The organism is Micromonospora mangrovicola (assembly GCF_047200535.1).
Taxonomy (GTDB): Bacteria; Actinomycetota; Actinomycetes; order Mycobacteriales; family Micromonosporaceae; genus Micromonospora.
Map to the genome: position 1 here is coordinate 1 of NZ_JBJZOG010000014.1, position 17,444 is coordinate 17,444.

The 17,444-nt window shown below is 75.5% G+C and carries 10 protein-coding genes; 3 read left to right on the forward strand and 7 right to left on the reverse strand.

The window, feature by feature from the left end; genetic code table 11:
- Positions 1-83: 83 nt before the first annotated feature.
- A complete protein-coding gene (locus ACL02O_RS08470) occupies positions 84-1,049 on the forward strand; it encodes an ATP-binding cassette domain-containing protein (protein WP_412817427.1) in 966 nt (321 codons plus the stop codon).
- Entirely contained in the window at positions 1,046-1,867 is an 822-nt protein-coding gene (locus ACL02O_RS08475; protein ID WP_412817428.1) for an ABC transporter permease, read from the forward strand. Before ACL02O_RS08470 ends, ACL02O_RS08475 begins: the two co-directional genes overlap by 4 nt.
- Here the strand turns inward: ACL02O_RS08475 and ACL02O_RS08480 are convergent.
- Together ACL02O_RS08480 and ACL02O_RS08485 are read right to left on the reverse strand one after the other, a co-directional pair.
- Positions 1,849-5,127: an AfsR/SARP family transcriptional regulator gene (locus ACL02O_RS08480; RefSeq protein ID WP_412817429.1), complete on the reverse strand. Its 3,279-nt coding sequence runs from the start codon at positions 5,125-5,127 to the stop codon at positions 1,849-1,851. The genes ACL02O_RS08475 and ACL02O_RS08480 overlap by 19 nt on opposite strands.
- Positions 5,128-5,201: 74 nt before the next feature.
- Positions 5,202-6,629 carry a SagB family peptide dehydrogenase gene (locus ACL02O_RS08485; protein WP_412817430.1) on the reverse strand — a complete coding sequence of 476 codons (1,428 nt, stop codon included), beginning with the start codon at positions 6,627-6,629 and terminating at the stop codon, positions 5,202-5,204.
- A gap of 406 nt (positions 6,630-7,035) precedes the next feature.
- On the opposite strand from ACL02O_RS08485, the gene ACL02O_RS08490 reads away from it, so the two are divergent.
- Entirely contained in the window at positions 7,036-11,046 is a 4,011-nt protein-coding gene (locus ACL02O_RS08490; RefSeq protein WP_412817431.1) for a non-ribosomal peptide synthetase, read from the forward strand.
- A gap of 88 nt (positions 11,047-11,134) precedes the next feature.
- Here the strand turns inward: ACL02O_RS08490 and ACL02O_RS08495 are convergent, their stop codons facing one another.
- The 5 genes from ACL02O_RS08495 to ACL02O_RS08515 all read right to left on the reverse strand — a co-directional run bounded on the left by ACL02O_RS08495 (position 11,135) and on the right by ACL02O_RS08515 (position 17,437).
- Complete coding sequence (locus ACL02O_RS08495; RefSeq protein ID WP_412817432.1) at positions 11,135-12,406, reverse strand: hypothetical protein; 1,272 nt, start codon at positions 12,404-12,406, stop codon at positions 11,135-11,137.
- Positions 12,407-13,197: 791 nt separating this feature from the next.
- Entirely contained in the window at positions 13,198-13,554 is a 357-nt protein-coding gene (locus tag ACL02O_RS08500) for a VOC family protein (protein WP_412817433.1), read from the reverse strand.
- Between the two features lie 92 nt (positions 13,555-13,646).
- A complete protein-coding gene (locus tag ACL02O_RS08505; protein ID WP_412817434.1) occupies positions 13,647-14,210 on the reverse strand; it encodes a flavin reductase family protein in 564 nt (187 codons plus the stop codon).
- 10 nt (positions 14,211-14,220) lie between these two features.
- Positions 14,221-15,030: a thioesterase II family protein gene (locus ACL02O_RS08510; protein ID WP_412817435.1), complete on the reverse strand. Its 810-nt coding sequence runs from the start codon at positions 15,028-15,030 to the stop codon at positions 14,221-14,223.
- 4 nt (positions 15,031-15,034) lie between these two features.
- Positions 15,035-17,437: a beta-ketoacyl synthase N-terminal-like domain-containing protein gene (locus ACL02O_RS08515; protein ID WP_412817495.1), complete on the reverse strand. Its 2,403-nt coding sequence runs from the start codon at positions 17,435-17,437 to the stop codon at positions 15,035-15,037.
- Positions 17,438-17,444: the final 7 nt, after the last annotated feature.

Consider the following 17,444-nt stretch of genomic DNA (forward strand, 5'->3'; position numbering starts at 1 on the left):
CCCGCACCCCGTCCGTACCCCGCGACGGAGGGTGACAGCGATCTGTGCGGGCTCTGCCAGCGATCGCTGCCAGCATCGGCGACATGCGGTACGGATTCCAGGCCGAGGCCCTCGTCAAGCGTTTCGGCACGAACACAGCGCTCAGCGGCGTCGACTTCGCGGCCCGCCCGGGCACGGTACTCAGCGTGCTGGGCCCCAACGGCGCGGGCAAGACCACGGCGGTACGGATCCTCGCCACCCTGCTGCGCCCGGACTCGGGCACGGCGACGGTCGGCGGGATCGACGTGGTGCGCCAGCCGGCCCGGGTGCGCCGGCTGATCGGCATCGCCGGGCAGGACACCTCGGTCGACGAGGACCTGACCGGCACGGAGAATCTGGTGCTCATCGGTCAGCTGCTCGACCTGCGCAAGGCCGAGGCGGCCGCGCGGGCCGTCGAGCTGCTGGAGCGGTTCGAGCTGACCGAGGCGGCCGGCCGTCGGGTCCGCACCTACTCCGGCGGCATGCGGCGGCGCCTCGACCTGGCCGCCAGCCTGATCGGCCAGCCCGCGGTGATCTTCCTCGACGAGCCGACGACCGGGCTCGACCCGGCCAAGCGCGAAGAGGTCTGGCGGATGATCCGGACGATGGCCGGCGACGGCACCACCGTCCTACTCACCACGCAGTACCTGGAGGAGGCGGACACCCTCTCCGACGACATCGTCGTCCTCGACCGGGGCAAGGTGATCGCCGACGGCAGCCCGGACGAGTTGAAGCAGGTCGTCGGTGGGCAGACCATCCAGCTGCGCGCGGCCGATCCGGCGCAGGTCAGCGAGGCCGCGGCCATCCTGGGCAGCGTCGCCGGGCACGTGCCCGAGCAGGTCGGCCCCGGGGTGCTCACCGTGCCGGTGGTCGGCGACTCCGCGTTCACCGAGGTGGTCCGCCAGCTCGCCGCGGCGAACATCGCGGTCACCGAGCTGTCCCTGCGGCTGCCCAGCCTGGACGAGGTGTTCTTCACCCTCACCGGCCGGCACACCGCCGAGCCCGAGCGCGAACAGGAGGTGGCGGCGTGACCGCGACCAGTGTTCCCAGCCAGTCCACCGGCACGGTGACCGAGCCGGTCAAGCGCCCGTACGGGCTGCTCCGGCACAGCCTCGCGCTGGCCCGGCGGAGCCTGATCAAGGTGCGCCGCACCCCGGAGGGGCTCGCCCACGCGGTGCTCATCCCGGTGATCTTCCTGGTGATGTTCGTCTACCTGTTCGGCGGCGCGGTCTCCGGCAACACCGGGGACTACCTGCAGTTCATCTTCCCGGCCGCGCTGGTGATGACGGTGATCATCTCGGGCATCATGATCACCGGGGTGAGCCTGAACGCGGACATCCGCACCGGCGTCTTCGAACGGTTCCGCAGCCTGCCCATCGGCCGGTCCGCGCCGCTGATCGGCTCGGTCCTCGGTGACCTCATCCGGTACGTGATCTCGCTGGTCACCGTGTTCGCCTTCGGCTACCTGCTCGGCTTCCGGGTGGAGACCGGCTTCCTCCAGGCCCTCGCGGCCGGCGCGCTGACGGTGTTCTTCGGCTTCTGCCTGAGCTGGGGTTACGTGCTGGCCGGCGTGGTCTCCCGGGATGCCGCCGGAGTGCAGGGCATCGTCACGCTGACCATGTTCCCGCTCGCCTTCGGCACCAACATGGTGGCGCCCACCGACACCCTGCCGGGCTGGCTCCAGGCCTGGGTCAAGATCAACCCGGCCAGCCACGCCATGGAGGCGTGCCGGGGCCTGCTGCTCGGCGGGCCGGTGGCCGGACCGGTGATGCGCACCCTGCTCTGGTCGGTCGGGCTGCTGGCGTTCTTCATGCCGCTGGCGGTGCGCGCCTACCGACGGCGTACCTGAGCGTCGATGAGGGCGAGGGCGCCGGCCCGGTCCCGGGCGCGCCCTCGCTCGACGGCGGCGGCGTGCAGGTCCCCGCCCAGCGTGTCGGCGAGCCGACGGCCCAGTTCGGTCGCGTCCGGGTGGAACGAGTCCGGGCCGCGGTGCAGAGCGCTGGCCGCGCCGAGCAGTTCCGCCGCCAGTTCCGCCTCGCCGGACGCCAGGCACGCCGCCGCCGTGGCCACCCCGATCTCCGCCAGCACCGGCATGTAACCCGGCTCGACGGACAGGGCGAACGCGGCGGCCAGGTGCTCCCGGGCGGCCGCCAGGTCCCCCCGGGCCACCGTTAGCTGGGCCACGGCGCACCGGTGCATCGACCGGTACAGCGCCGCGTCGAAGGTGATCCGCTCCAGATCGGCGCGGGCCCGGTCGTACGCTCGCGCCGCCTCGTCGAGGGCGCCGTCGTAGCGGGCGAGGTGGCCCAGCCAGAGGTGGGCCAGCACCAGGTAGCGGGCGGCGACCGGCCGGGCCGCCGGGGCGACCAGCGAGCGCAGCTCGTCCCGGGCCCGCGACAGGTCGCCGTGCCAGATCAGCGCGACGGCCAGCAGGACGCGCTGGAGCGCGGCGTCGGCGGTCGCGTCGAGCGTGTGCAGCAGGGTGGCGGCCTCCTCGGCGGCCGCCATGGCCACCGGGAAGTCACCGAGCACCAGGTGGACGTGCGCCTCGAAGGTGAGCGCCATGGCCAGGCCCCAGCGGTCCCCCGTCTCCCGGAACGCGGTCGCCGCCTCCGCCAGGTCGGCCCGCATCGCGGCGGTGTCGCCGTCCTGGCCGTGCAGCAGCGCCGCCATCAGCATGAGCGTGCCGCGCGCCCACGGGTCGGGGTGGCGGCGCAGGTGGGCGATGGCCGCCAGGCCGGCGGCGACGTCCTCGTGAACGAAGGCCAGCGCCGGGTCGAGCAGGGCGGCGACCGGGTGGTCGTCCGGGCCGTCGCAGTCGGGCAGGCGGGCCAGCAGGGTGTCAATCGGGACGTCCCCGCCGACCCGGCCGCCGGTGAGCACGGTGTTGAACAGGTAGGCCGCGGTGGCGGCCCGGCGCGCCGCGGGCGGCGCCTCGCCCGGCAGTTCGAGCACCGCCCGCAGCCAGGCGCCCGCCTCGGCGTGGTTGCCCTGCACCGTCCACAGCGGGCTGACCGCGGCGGCCAGCCGGACCGCGACCCCCGCGTCGCCGGTGTCGCAGGCGAAGTGGAACGCGGCCAGCAGGTTCTCCCGCTCCGCGGCCAGCCGGGGCAGCCAGACCACCTGCTCCGGCCCGCGCAGCCGAGGCTCGGCCCGCTCGGACAGCTCCAGGAAGTACTGGGCGTGCGCCCGCCGGGCGGTGGCCACCTCGTCCTCCTCGGCCAGCCGCTCCAGGCCGTACTCCCGGATGGTCTCCAGCATCCGGTAGCGCGGCCGGGGGCCGTCCAGCCGCTGCAGCAGCGACTTGTCGACCAGGGCGGAGAGCAGATCCAGCGCGGCCGGCGCGATCGGCGGGGACAGCTCGCAGAGGCGGGCCGCGCTCTCCGGGGTGACCGCGCCGGGGAAGACCGCCAGCCGCTGCGCCAGCCGGCGCTCGTCGGGCTCCAGCAGATCCCAGCTCCAGGCGACCACCGCCCGCAGCGTGCGGTGCCGGGGCATGGCCGTGCGGCTGCCCCCGGTGAGCAGCCGGAACCGGTCGGAGAGCCGGGCGGCCAACTCCTCCACCGGCAGCGTCCGGGTGCGGGCGGCTGCGAGTTCGATGGCGAGCGGCAGGCCGTCCAGCCGCCGGCAGACCTCCACCACGGCGGCGACGTTGGCCTCGGTGACCGCGAAGCCGGGGCGGACCGCGGCCGCCCGATTGACGAACAACTGCACGGCCGGGGACCCGACGGCCTCGGCGAGGGTGGCCGCCGGGGCCGGCAGGCCGAGCGGCGGCACCGGGCAGAGCGCCTCGCCGACGATGCCCAGCGGCTCCCGGCTGGTGGCCACGACCCGCAGCTGGGGGCAGCGGCCGAGCAGTTCGTCGACCAGTTGGGCGGCGGCGTCCACCAGGTGCTCGCAGTTGTCGAGCACCAGCAGCGTCGGCGCCACCGAGAACGCCTCGACCAACTGGTCGAGCAGGTCGCGCGGCGCCGGGCCCTCGAGCAGGCCGGCCTCGCGCAGGCCGAGCGCCCGGACCACCACCTGCGGCACGTCGGCCGGGTCGGTGACGGCGGCCAGCTCGACCAGCCAGGCGCCGCCGGGATGGGCGTCGGCCAGCGTGCCGGCGAGCGTGGTGGCCAGCCGGGTCTTGCCGGCGCCGCCCGGTCCGACCAGGGTCACCAGCCGGCCGTCCCGGAGCTGGTCGGCGAGGCGGCGCAGCTCGGTGTCCCGGCCGACGAAGGTGGTCAGCGGGGCCCGCAAATTGCCCGGCCGGGCGACCGGGCCCGGGGGCTCCGCCGGGGCGGCCCGGCCGGCGGCGGCCGGCGGCCCGGCCGGCGGCGGGGCCGTGTCGGCCGGCGTGGCCGGGGCGAGCGGGACGGCGGCCGGAGTCAACGCCGGGTCCCGGCGGAGCATGGCCACGTGCAGGTCGCGGACCCGGGGGGACGGGTCGACGCCGAGTTCCTCGGCGAGCCGGGCCCGGAATTCCTCGTACGACCGCAGCGCCTCGGCCTGCCGACCGGTGGCGTAGAGGGCGTTCATCAGCAGCGCACGGGTGCGCTCCCGCAGCGGCTGCCGGGCGGCCAGCTCCTCCAGCTCGGCGACGAGCTGGTCGGCCCGGCCGGTGACCAGGTCGGCCTCGGCCCGGTCCTCCAGCGCGGAGAGCCGCAGCTCCTCGAGCCGGGCGGCGGCCGCGGCGGCGTACCGGGTGTCGGTGACGTCGGCGAGGGCCGGGCCGCGCCACAGCGACAACGCCTCGGCCAGGCAGGTGGTCGCGGTGACCGGATCGCCCGACCGCAGCGCCCGCTGGCCCTCCCGGGCCAGCCGCTCGAACCGGTAGGCGTCGACCGCCTCCCGGGGCAGCTCCAGCCGGTAGCCGCCGTGCGCCGAGTGCAGCGCGGAGGTGACCGGCAGGGCGCGGCGCAGCCGGGAGACCAGCGACTGGACGGCGTTCGTCGGGTCGGTGGGGGCGGTGTCGGCCCAGAGCGCGTCGGTCAGCGCCTCGACGGTCACCGTACGGCCGACCTCGAGGGCGAGCAGGATCAACAGCCGGCGCAGCCGGGCGCCGCCGATCTCGACCTGTCGCCCGTCGGCGGCCACCGTGAGCGGCCCGAGGATGCCAACCTGCATGCGCCCCATCATCTCACCGGGTACCGACGCGGTGACGAACAGTCGGTGCCGTGGCGAGGCGCCGGCCGGTCGGGTCAGTCCGGCGTGGCCGGGGTCGACACCCGGCCGACCAGATAGGTGTAGAGGACGGCGGAGTTCACCCCGTCCAGGCCGAGGGCGGCGTGCAGCGCGTCGTCGTAGAAACCGCAGAGGCCCACGCTGGACAGCCCCAGCCCGGTGGAGACCAGGGAGAGGTTCTGCGCCACGTGCCCGCCCTCCAGCAGCACCAGGCGGTAGGACCGCAGGCCGTAGTGCAGCCGCTGGTAGGTCAGGTCGGCGACCAGGAAGAGCCAGAGCGGGCAACCGGCGGCGTCGATCTTGCCGCCGGCCTTGGTGGCGGGCAGCCGGGGGTCGGTCGCCGGCACCGCCGGGATGAGTTCGCCGGTCAGGTCGCGGGCGTCGAGCGGGAGCAACGCGTGCGCATCGGGGTCGTGCAGGTAGAGGCCGCGCGGCACACCCGCCACGTCGTGGCAGTAGGCCAGCAGCCGCACCGGGTAACGGTTGCCGCCGCTGGGGTGGGGCCGGACCCGCAGCGGCGCCTCCGCGCCGTCCATGGTCTTCTCCCCGGTGACCGCGGCGGAGTGGTAGAGCAGTCGGCCCACCTCGTCGGCGGTGAGCGGGCCGGTGTACGTGCCGTAGGCGCTGCGCCGGGCGAGCAGCACCTCGGCCAGCCCGGGCAGCTCCGCGTCGGGCCCGGCCAGCGGCAGCGGCGTCCCGCGTACGGGCAGCGGCTGCCGGCCTTCCGTGCCGGCGCCGACCAGGTCCGGCATCTGGTCGAGGATGGTGGCCGGCGCGTACTTGGCCTCCTCGTGCAGCCGGCGGTCGAGCGCCTCGGGACCGTCGGCGAAGAACGGACCGCGCGGCGTGGCCCGGAGCACCGCGAGGGACACCAGCCAGGCCGCCTGGGCCCGTTCGGCGGCGGTCAGGCCGATCCGCTCCTGGTGCGCCCCGACCAGCCGGCGCAGGACCGCCCCGGCCGGAGCGTCGAGCCGGCCGGCGCGCTCCAGCTCACGCAGTTCGCCGAGGGTGTCGGCGAGGTGCCGCCGCCACTCCCCCAGCCCGGTGCCGGCGGCCCCGACCTCCTCGCGAATGCGTCGGTGCCAGGCCGTCCACTCCGCCTCGTTGCGCAGGAAGGCCGTCTCGGCGGCGAACCGGCCCTCGCCGGCCGGCGCGACCTCGCCGGCCGGGACCCGCGTACGGTCGCCCGGATCGACCGGTCCGGCGTCGCCGCGCAGCCAGGCCAGCGACGACGCCCAGTCCAGTCCGGTGGCGACCACCGCCGCCAGCAACAGGCCGGCGGCGGCCCGCAGCCGGGTCGGCGCGGAGCGGGCATCCGCCCAGACTGCCTGCTCCAGCCCGGGGGCGACGGCCAGGTGCCGGTCGACGACGTCGGCCGCACCGGGGCCGCCCGGGCCGGCGGCGGGCGGCGCGGTCTCCGGTCGGGCGGAGGCGGTCAGTGTCATCGGCGTACGCTCCCTCGACGGTCGGGCGGTGAGCGCACGATAGGCAGCCGGGGAAGCCGGTCACAAGCATCGAATCTGGGCAATCTGGGAGGTGATCCGGCGGGGCCCCGGGTGGACAATCCGCCGGCTCCCCGGCACCGGCCCGCGCGGACCCGCCGCAGCCGTCTCGGGGGCGGCGGTGCGCTCGTGGCGGTACTACTCGCCGGCCCCGGCCAGCGGTGCCGGCGCGCTGCGGGAACAGCAATCTGCGCGAAGACAGTACGCCCGCGCAGGCGCACCCTCTAGGCGGACCCGGCCGGTCCCGGCGGCCCCGGTACCGCCGCCGACCAGGCATGATCCGCCGGCCACGCCGGCCGGGCAGCACCCGGAGAACCCCTACCGACACCCGTACCCGCCGGAGGCCCCAGTGACCACGGACCCCGAGTCGCGGCGCACGTTCCCGCTGACCGACCTCCAGGCCGGCTACCTCGTCGGCAGCAGCCCGCTGATCGAACTCGGCGGGTTCCGGCCCACCATGTACGTCGAGCTGGACGTGGCCGGCTTCGACCCGGAGCGCGCCCGGGCGGCGGTCGACCGGCTGATCGACCGGCACGAGCACCTGCGCACGGTGATCCTGCCCGACGGCGGCCAGCGGGTGCTGCCCGACGTCCGGGTGACGCCGTTCCCGCTGGCGGTGACCGACCTGACCGGACTGCCGCCCGCCGAGCGCGACGCGGCGCTGCGCGCGGTCCGGGAGCGGATCGCCGAGCAGGGGGTGGACCCGACCGGCTGGCCGCTGTTCCAGGTGGTCGCCCAGCGGCTGCGCCGGCACCGGTGGCGGCTGCACCTGGCGATGAGCCTGCTGCTGCTCGACTCCGCCAGCACCCGGCACCTGCTCGGCGAATGGTGGCAGCTCTACCAGGACCCCGGGGTCGCGCTGCCCCCGGTGGCGCGGGCCTTCGCCGACAGCGTCCGGGACCTGGTGGCCTGGCAGGACACCGAGCCGTACCGGGCGCACTGGCGGTACTGGGAGCAGCGGCTGGACAGCCTGCCGGACGCGCCGCAGCTGCCGCTGGCCGGCCCGCTGGCCGGCATCGATCCGGTCCGTCTGGTCCGCCGGGTCTGCCACCTCAGCCGCGCCGAGTGGGACCGGCTCTGCGCCGCCGCCCGGCAGCACCGGGTGCTGCCGCCGAGCGCGCTGCTCCAGGTCTTCGCCGAGGTCCTCGGGGGCTGGGCCGCACAGCCCCGGTTCTGCCTCAACGTGCTGCACCAGAACCTGCCCACCCTGCACCCCGAACTGGCCGGGGTGGTCGGCCAGCTCAGCGCCACCCTGCCCCTCGAGGTGGACCTGGGCGCGGGCGACGACTTCTGGGAGCGGGCCCGGCAGTTGCAGCGCCAGCTCTGGCGGGACATGGCGCACAGCGACGTCACCGCCGTGCGGGTCACCCGGGAGCTGGCCGCCCGGCGCGGCTGGACCAGCCGGGCAGCCCTGCCGTACGTCTTCAACAGCATGCTCGCCCCGCGCCGGCCGGCCGGCGCGGCCGCCGGGCGGCCGGTCTGCCGCCAGGTCGACAGCCACCTGCGCACCCCGCAGGTGTTGGTGGACAACCAGCTCCAGGACGCCCCGGACGGGGGCGTGGACTGCATCTGGGACGTGGTCGACGACGCCTTTCCCGCCGGGCTGCCGGAGGCGGCGTTCGAGGCGTACGAGCGGCTGCTGCGGGCGCTCGGCGCGGCCGGGACGCCGCCCGAGCCGGTGCCGCCGGCCCACCGGGCGGTGGTGGCCCGGGACAACACGCCCGCCGGGCCGCCGCCGGCCGGCCGGCTGGAGGACGGCTTCCTGCGCCGGGCCACCGAACGGCCGGACCACCCCGCGGTGGTCACCGACACCCACACGTTGAGCTACCGGGACCTCGCGACCGCCTCGGCCGCGGTGGCCGGGGCGCTGCGCCGGCACGGCGTCGGCCCCGGTGACCTGGTGCCGGTGGTGATGGCCAAGGGCTGGGAGCAGGTGGTCGCCGTCCTCGGCGTGCTGCGCGCCGGCGCGGCGTACTGCCCGGTCGACGTGGCGCTGCCCGCCGAACGGATCGGCCACCTGATCGACGAGTGCGCGGCCCGGGTGGCGCTGGTCCAGTCGCACCACCCTGCCGACCTCGGCGGGCGGGACGTGCCGGCGATCCAGGTGGACCGGCTCCCGGCCGCCGCCGGGCCGGAGGGGCCCGACGGGCCGGCCGGGGCGGCGGGCGACCTGGCGTACGTGATCTACACGTCCGGCTCCACCGGCCGGCCCAAGGGGGTCGCGGTGGCGCACCGGGCCGCCCGCAACACGGTGGCGGACATCAACCAGCGGTTCCATCTGGGCCCCGACGACCGGGTGTTCGGCATCTCCTCGCTCAGCTTCGACCTGTCCGTCTGGGACGTGTTCGGCACCCTGGCCGCCGGCGCGACCCTGGTGCTGCCCGCCGGTGGCAGCCGCCCCGACCCGGTCGGCTGGGCCGACGCCGCGACCCGGCACGGGGCGACCGTGTGGAACTCGGTGCCCGCGCTGGCCCAGATGCTGGTCGAGGTGGCGGCCGCCCGACCGGCCGACGACCGGCCCCCGGTCCGGGCGTTCCTGCTCAGCGGCGACTGGGTGCCCACCGTCCTGCCCGACCGGCTCCGGGCGACCTGGCCGGGCACCCGGGTCACCGCGCTGGGCGGCGCCACCGAGGCGGCGATCTGGTCCAACAGCTACGAGATCGGCGCGGTCGACCCGGCCTGGCGGAGCATCCCGTACGGCCGGCCGCTGCCGAACCAGACCATGCGGGTGCTCGACGAGCGGTTCCGGCTACGTCCACCGTGGGCGGTCGGCGGCATCTACATCGGCGGGGCCGGGCTGGCCGAGGGCTACTGGCGGGACCCGGAGCGGACCGCCGAGCGGTTCGTCACCGACCCGGCCACCGGAGAGCGGCTCTACCGCACCGGCGACCTGGGGCGGTACTGGCCGGACGGCACCATCGAGTTCCTCGGCCGGGAGGACCGCCAGGTCAAGGTGCAGGGGTTCCGGGTGGAACCGGGCGAGATCGAGGCGGTGGCGCGGACCCACCCGCAGGTGCGGGACTGCGCGGTCACCACCCAGCAGGTGCCCGGCGGGCAGCGCCGGCTCGTCGCCATCGTGGTGCCCGCGGCGGAGACGACTCCGCCGGATCCGGCGGCGCTCGCCGGGTACCTGCGGGAGAGGCTGCCCGCGTACCTGGTGCCGGCGCGGATCCACCTGCTGGACCGGCTGCCGCTCAGCGGCAACGGCAAGGTCGACCTGGACCGGGCTCTCGCCGCCGCCGAGGCCGCCGCCGGCTCCGGACCGGAGACCGACCGACCGGCCGCGGCGGTCGGCGGAAGTCCACTGGAGGAGCGGATCTGCCGGGTCTGGGCGGAGCTGCTGGAGGTGCCGGCGGTCCGGCCGGACGACGACTTCTTCGCCCTCGGCGGCAACTCGCTGCTCGCGCTGCGCCTGGTGCAGCGGCTCCGCGCCGAACTCGGCGCCGAGGTGCCGTTCGGGCAGATCTTCGACGCGCCGACGGTACGCGGGCTGGCCGCCCGGCTCGCCGCCGGCGACGGCACCGTCCGGTGTGCCGTACCGCTGGCCGACGGTGCCGGGCAGCCGCTGTTCCTGTGCCACCCGGTGGGCGGGTCGGTGGCCCGCTACGCCGACCTGGCCCGCGCCTGGGCCGGCCCGGTGTACGGCTTCCAGAGCCGGGCCCTGGCCGGCGACGACCCGGCCGGCCCGCCCAGCCTCGCCGACATGGCCGCCGGCTACCGGGCCGAGCTGCGCCGGCTGGCGCCGCACGGACCGTACCTGCTCGCCGGCTGGTCGATGGGAGGTGTGCTGGCGCACGAGCTGGCCGCCCAGCTGCGCGACGAGGGCGAGGCGGCCCGGGTGGTCATGGTGGACAGTGACATCCGCACCCAGCGGCTGCCGGCCGACGAGCGGGAGCGGCACCGCGAGTTCCTCACCGACCTGGCCGGCGGTGCGCTGCCCACACCGGTGATCGCGGCGCTCGACGCGGCCCCGGCGCACGGGCTGGCGGGCGCGGCGCACGAGGCGGCGCGGGCGACCGGGCTGCTGCCGGCCGAGCTGGACGAGGCCGGGTATCGGCGGCTGGTCCGGGTACACGGGGACAACCTGGCCGCACTGGCGGCGCACCGGCCCGCCCCGGGAGTGGCGCCGGTGCTGCTGATCGTGGCCGACCGGGTGGAACGCCCGGACCCGGTGCCCGCCTGGCGGGCGGCCTGCCCGGAGCTGACCGTGGAACGCTGGCCGGAGGACCACCACTCGATCGTGTCCGCCGCCGCCTCGGCCCGGTTGGCCGAGCGGATCGCCCGTTTCGCCGCCGAATCAGAGGCGGCGACGACCGCCGCCGGGGGCTCCGGTCGACACCGGGTTGTGCTCGGTCACTAGCCCGTCCGACGGCGGTCTTTCCAGCTTCCGACCGCGGCAACGTGAGGGACCCGGCCCGGCGGAGCCTCCCGATCAGGCTCCGGGGCGGTCAGGACGGCGCGTCGGCGCCCGCAACCGCTCGGTTCACGGCCGCGTGGATCTGCAGCCAGGTCGGATCGCCTTCGGTCGCGTCCGTCACGGTTGCCAGGTCATCCGGTTGCCAGGTACGCACCCCGTCGGTGCGAACGGCCTGCTCCTCCCAGGCGGCGTCGTCGGGAACCTCGGACGTCTCGTCCACGAACGCCGCCACCAGGGCCTGCGATGCCGCACGTTCCGCGCCACGGTCCCCTGCCGGGACGGCCGGCACGGACACGACGCACAGGTTGCCGTCACCATCCGCGACGACGATTGCACCCGTCGCCGTGGCGGCCAGCGCGGTGACCGGGGAACCGGCCAGGACGTCGTGCTCGACCAGGTGTGCGTCACGGACGTCGAGCTCGACGAGAACCCCGGCCGGCGTGCCGACCCACAGCACGCCGGGCCGGGCCCCGAAGGCGATGTTGTGCCGCGACCAGGCCCGCATCTGCTCGAGCCACTCGTCCGGATAGGGGTAACCGGGGCTGGGCGGCCCGAGGGTGGTGCCGAGGACCCGCTCGAGCGAGGGGAACGCGAACACCTCGACGGTGTGCCCGTACGAGTTGCCGCGGATCGCGAAGTGCCGGCCGTCAGCGCTGAAGATCGGCGTCTGGTAACCGTCCACGTCCAGGATCAGCGTCCGGCGCAGAAGGCGCATCGCGGCCGGGACCGCCTCGCCGTCGACTCGCGCGAAGGTCGCGTACGTGGCACCCTGGTCGCTGCGGAGAGTGACCAGCAGCCCGCCGCCCGGATGTACGGCGACACCCGTGTCCCACCTCGGCCCGACACCGACGGTTGCCGACCCGAGATCGAGAACGTCGGAGGACTCCCACGCGTCCTCCCCGCCGCCGGAGGCCGGCGACGCCCACAGCGTCCGGCCGTCGGGGCTGAAGGCCAGACTGTGATAGGCGGTGGGCGAGGGAGCACCCGCCAGCGCGGACACGTCGCCCGCCGTCCACTGCACCACCTCACCGTCGACCGCCACCACCAGCAACGGCTCGTACGGATGCCACGCCGCCACCGGTGTCCGCTCGAACCGGTCCCAGCCATCGGCTTCTCCGTAGCCGGGCGAGTCCGCACCCACGATGCCGCACTCGCGCGGATTCCCGTCCGTGTGGTCCCAGACGCGGACGGTCGGGCGTTCGGAGTCCCAGCCGGCGACCAGCGGCAGGCGGGGATGGCACATCAGCCGTTCGACGGGAGCCCCACCGTCCACCCGGACACGCGTCGTGATCTCCAGCGCCATTCCGGCACCATAGCGTCGGGGCCGGACATCGTGCGGGAGTCTGCAGCACAGCCACGCACGCTCACGCGGCGTGCGTTGGCCTCCTCAGTCACTCGTACGGCCAGCCCAGCAGCTCGCACGCGATGGGCCACCAATGGCGCTCGGCCAGCGGCGAGGGCGCGCCGGGTGGCGCCGAGCCACGTACCGACCTCATCGGACGGGACGAGGGTCGGATCGTTCGGCGTGAAGACCGGAACGTGGGCGACCGGTGCCGGCAGGCGATACGTCTCATCCGGTGTTGGTACGACGTTCCGCACGAAACCGACACACCGCGTGGGGGTGCCCTCGGTCAGGTACCGCGATGTCAGGTCCGCGATCCCCGCCGATGCCGGGCGCCACCCGTCCCCGGTGCCGAGGAACACGGTGGGGATGTCGAGGCCCTGGGCGTCTGGACGCAGAACAGTTCCCGACCGGCGGGGGTGTCGCGCCGCATCAGCAGGCGGACGATCACCGCGGGTTCCGGAACCTCGATGTCGTTGCCGAACCAGACCTCGGCAGTGCTGCTCACAGGTAGCCACGGTGCGTTCGGGACGGACCGGATCAGTCTCGGCGAGTCGATCACGCGGCCATGTTGCCACTTTCGCAGTTGGCGGCCCGGTGTCAAGCGGTGCGCGTCCGGCCGGGATCGGTGCAGGCAGGTTCAGCTCGACCGTGGAACCCTCGCACCGCACCGGCCCGGGTGCCACGCACCCGCTGCCTCGGCGATGTCCCGGAGCAGTTTCCCCCGCTCGGCGAACGCGGGCGCGCCGCCGTCAGCCGCGGTACTCGACCAGGCAGAACTCGTGATCCTCCGGGTCGGCCATCACGACGACCACACCCTCCTCGTGGTCGTGCCGCTCACCGGTGAACCGGCCACCGAGATCGATGACCGTCGTCATGGCCTCGTCGATGTCGTCGACGGTGATGTCGAGGTGCATCCGCACCTTGCCGGTCCGGGGCTCCGGCACCGGCTGGAACACCAGCCGCGGTTGCGGGTCACCTCGCTCGCCGAGGTAGACCCAGCCCTCCTGCGACGGGCCGGGCTCGCGACCGAGCAGGGCGCTCCAGAATCGGGCCACCCGCTCCGGGTCAAGGCAGTCGATCGTGACACCGGACCAGACGTTCGCCATGCGCCGATCCTGGCAGGGCACGTCCATCGAGAATTCGATGGCCTCGCCCGCCCTCGCCAGTGCTCCGCTCCTGCCGCCCATCGGCCGGGTCGTCAGGACCAGTCGAACGCCTGGGCGTCGGAGGAGAGGTAGCTGCCGTCGACCAGCTCCGGCCAGGTGGCGTAGCGGCGCAGGCCGTAGAGCAGGGGCCGCTGCGGGCGCAGCTGGCTGACCGCCCGGACCCGGCCCATGACCACAGCGTGGTCGCCGACCACGCTGTCGTCGACCACCTCGCAGTCGGCGATGGTGTGCGCGGCGTCGAGCAGGTGCGGGCCGCCGGCCGCCGGGCCGACGCTCCAGCGGACCCGCTCGAAGCGGTCGACCGCCCCGGAGGCGAACAGCTCGGCGTAGGCCCGGGCCTGGTGGTGCAGCAGGTTCACCGCGAACGACCGGCTCGCCGCGATCGCCTCCAGGGTCGGGCTGCCGCAGCGCAAACAGACCAGCAGGATCGGCGGGTCGAGGGAGACGCTGCACAGCGAGGTGCAGGTCATTCCCCACGGCCGGCCGTCGGAGTGCAGCGCGGTGGTCACCGTGACGCCGGACGGGAAGCTGGCCATCAGCGGTCGCATGTCGACCGGTGGGCTCTCCGCCGGCACGAGCTGATCCTTGGTGCTCATCGTGCGCTCCTCACACCGGGGGTGACGCGGCTCCGGCGGCGACCACGCCGGGCGCGGGCCGGGGCCGGGAGGTGGACCGGGCCGCGGCGCGGACCTCCGCCACCAGCGCGGCGGTGAAGGACCCGAACGCGGGACCGAGGAAGTGGAAGTGCCCGCCGGGGAAGAGCAGCCGCCGGAACGGTCCGGTGGTCTCCTCCGCCCAGGCCGCGATCGCCGCCGGCGGCGCCCAGTCGTCCTCGGTGCCTCCGAAGGCGGTCATCGGCACGGTCAACGGTGGGCGGACGGGTGGCGGGGCGTACCCGGCCAGCGCGCCCAGGTCGGCGCGGACCAGCCGGAGCAGCTGGGCGCGGAACTCGGGCACCTCGTGGATCCGGTCCGGCATGCCCCCCAGCGCGAACAGGTGGCGCAGCATCTCGTCGTCCGACAGGTCGTACGGCAGGGTCGCCTTCGGACCCCGGTAGCCGGCGGCGGGCCGGCCCGAGACGCCGAGCCAGACCGGTTCGACACCGTGCGCGCCGAGCGCCCGCGCGGTCTCCGCCGCGACCACCGCGCCCAGGCTGTGCCCGAACAGGGCCAGCGGCGCGTCGGCCCAGTCGAGCAGGTCCTCGACCACCCGGGCGACCATGGCAGGGATGTCCCGCAGCGGCTCGTCGCGGTGCCGGCGGCCCCGACCCGGCAGGTCCGGCAGGAGCAGGTCCCATTCGGGCGGGAGGCCGCGGCTGAGCGGAAAGTAGGCGCTGCCGGAGCCACCGGCGTGGTGGAACGCGACCAGGCGCAGGTCGGGGTCCGGGACCGGCCGTGGCCGCAGGAACGCACTCATCTGGTCACTCCCGTCCCCCGGCCGCGACCGGGCGGCCGGTGATGTGGTCGGCGATCGTCGCCAGCAGCGCGGCCAGCGGGCGCTCGATGGGCAGGTCCTCGGGGGTGAGCGCGATCTGGAACCGTTCCTCGATCCGGGTCATGAACAGGGTGGAGACGAACGAGTCGCCACCCGTCTCCAGGAAGGACCGGCTCGGGTCCAGCTCCTCCTCGGCGTGCAGCACGTCGCGCAGCTCGGTCATCAGGTACGCCTCGATGCCCGCCCGGTCGGTGGGCAGCGGCGCCACGTCCCCGCCGCCGGCCGCCGCGGCGGTGCCGGCCGCGCCGACCGGCTCGTCCACCCAGAACCGCCGGCGCCGGAACGGGTACGTGGGCAGGTCCGGCAGGATCCGGGCACCGGCCGGGCGCAGCTCGTCGAAACGGACGTCGAGCCCGGCCAGGAAGAGCGCGGCCAGCGCCTCCAGCAGCAGCCCGGGTGCCGCTTCGGGAACGTCGGTGACCAGCGGCACCAGGTACGCCGCACCGTCCTCGCCGCGCCACTCCAGGCGCCCCGCGTGCTCCGGCCGGCCGGCGTCGCGGCGGGACCGGACCCGGACCCCGAGCCGGGCGAGCAACGCCACCCACCGCTCCGGCGCCTCGCCGGCCGGCTCGGCCGGGAGCAGCCGGGGCCAGCGTTTCCGGACCACCGCCAGGGCGACCTCCAGGGCGGTGTGGTCGACGGCGGTCCAGAAGGTGACCGGGCGCAGCCGCCCGGCCGGGCCGGCCGGCTGCCGGACCGCCGCCGCCAGCCGGACCGCCAGCTCGTCGGCGCCGCCGCCGACCACCGCCACCCGGTGCCCGAACGGGGTACGCCCGGCGCGCAGGGTGTGGCAGAGCGACGGCAGGTCCGCCGGGTCGGTGGCGCGAAGCCGCGCCACCACGGCCGCGCCGAGGGTGGCCAGGCCCTGCGGGTCCCGGGCGGAGATGGTGAGCAGCTCCGCACCGTCCGGCGCGGCCGGTCCGTCCGACCCCGCCGGCCGGTACGCCTCGAGGACCACGTGCGCGTTGGTGCCGCTCATCCCGAACGAGTTCACCCCGGCCACCCGGCGGGGCAGCTCGGCCGGCCAGGGCGTCGTGCGCCGGGGCACGGTGAAGCCGAGCCGGTCCCAGGGAATGTGGTCGTTGAGCGGGCCGTCGGACTCGTCGGCCGCGGCCGGGATCTCGCCGTGGTGCAGCATGAGCACGGTCTTCATCAGCCCTGCCGCCCCGGAGGCCGCCTCCAGGTGGTTGAGCCGGGCCTTGACGCTGCCGATGCCGAGCGGCACCCCGCGCTTCCGGACCGCGGCGCCGAGGGCGGCGTCGAGGGCGCCCACCTCGACCGGGTCGCCGAGCAGCGTGCCGGTGCCGTGCGCCTCGACCCAGCCGACGTCGGCCGCGTCCACCACGGCGTCGGCGAGGGCCGCCCGGACCACCTGCTCCTGGGCCGGGCCGCTGGGCACGGTCAGCCCGGAGGCGGCGCCGTCGTGGTTGACCGCGCTGCCGCGGACCACGGCGAGGATCGGTCGGCCCTCCCGCTCCGCCTCGTCGAGGCGCATCAGCACCAGCACGCCTACGCCCTCGCCCCGCCCGTACCCGTCGGCGGAGGCCAGGAAGGACTTGGAGCGGCCCTGCGGGGAGAGCGCCCGGCTCTGGCACAGCGACACCATCAGGTTCGGCGACAGCAGCAGGTTGGAGCCGCAGACCAGCGCGTACCGGCACTCCCGGGCCCGCAGCGCGCGGACCGCCAGGTGCATCGCGACCAGCGACGAGGAGCAGGCGGTGTCCACGCTGACCACGGGGCCGGCGAAGCCCATCACGTAGCTGATCCGGCCGGCGCCGAAGCAGAGCCCGCCGCCGGTGGCGTAGTACGGGTCGAGCGGGGTCTTGTCCTCCCGCACGGCCAGCCGCTCGCCGTACTCGGAGGCCATCATGCCGAGGTAGACGCCGACGTCGAGCCGGTCGGCGCGGCGGACCGCCACGCCGGCCCGCTCCAGGGCCTCCCAGGCGGTCTCCAGCAGCAGCCGCTGCTGCGGGTCGAGCAGCTCGGCCTCCCGCTGGGAGATGCCGAAGAAGTCCGCGTCGAAGTGGCCGATGTCGCTGAGAAAAGCCGCACGGTCCACGTAGGAGCGGCCCGGCCGGACCGACCCCGGCCGGTACGCGGCCCGCAGCCCGGGCCGGTCGTCGGGGATGCCGGTGACCGCGTGCGCGTCGCCGCGCAGGAAGTCCCAGAACTGCTCCGGCGTGCGCAGGTCGCCGGGGAAGCGCAGGCCGAGCCCGACGACGGCGAGCGGCGGACGCTGCTCCCGTTCCAGCTCGCGGATCCGGGCCTGCTGCCGGCGGGAGAGCCGGAGCTGGTCCTCCACGAGTCGGCGCAGCTCGGTGGCGTCCATGGTCACG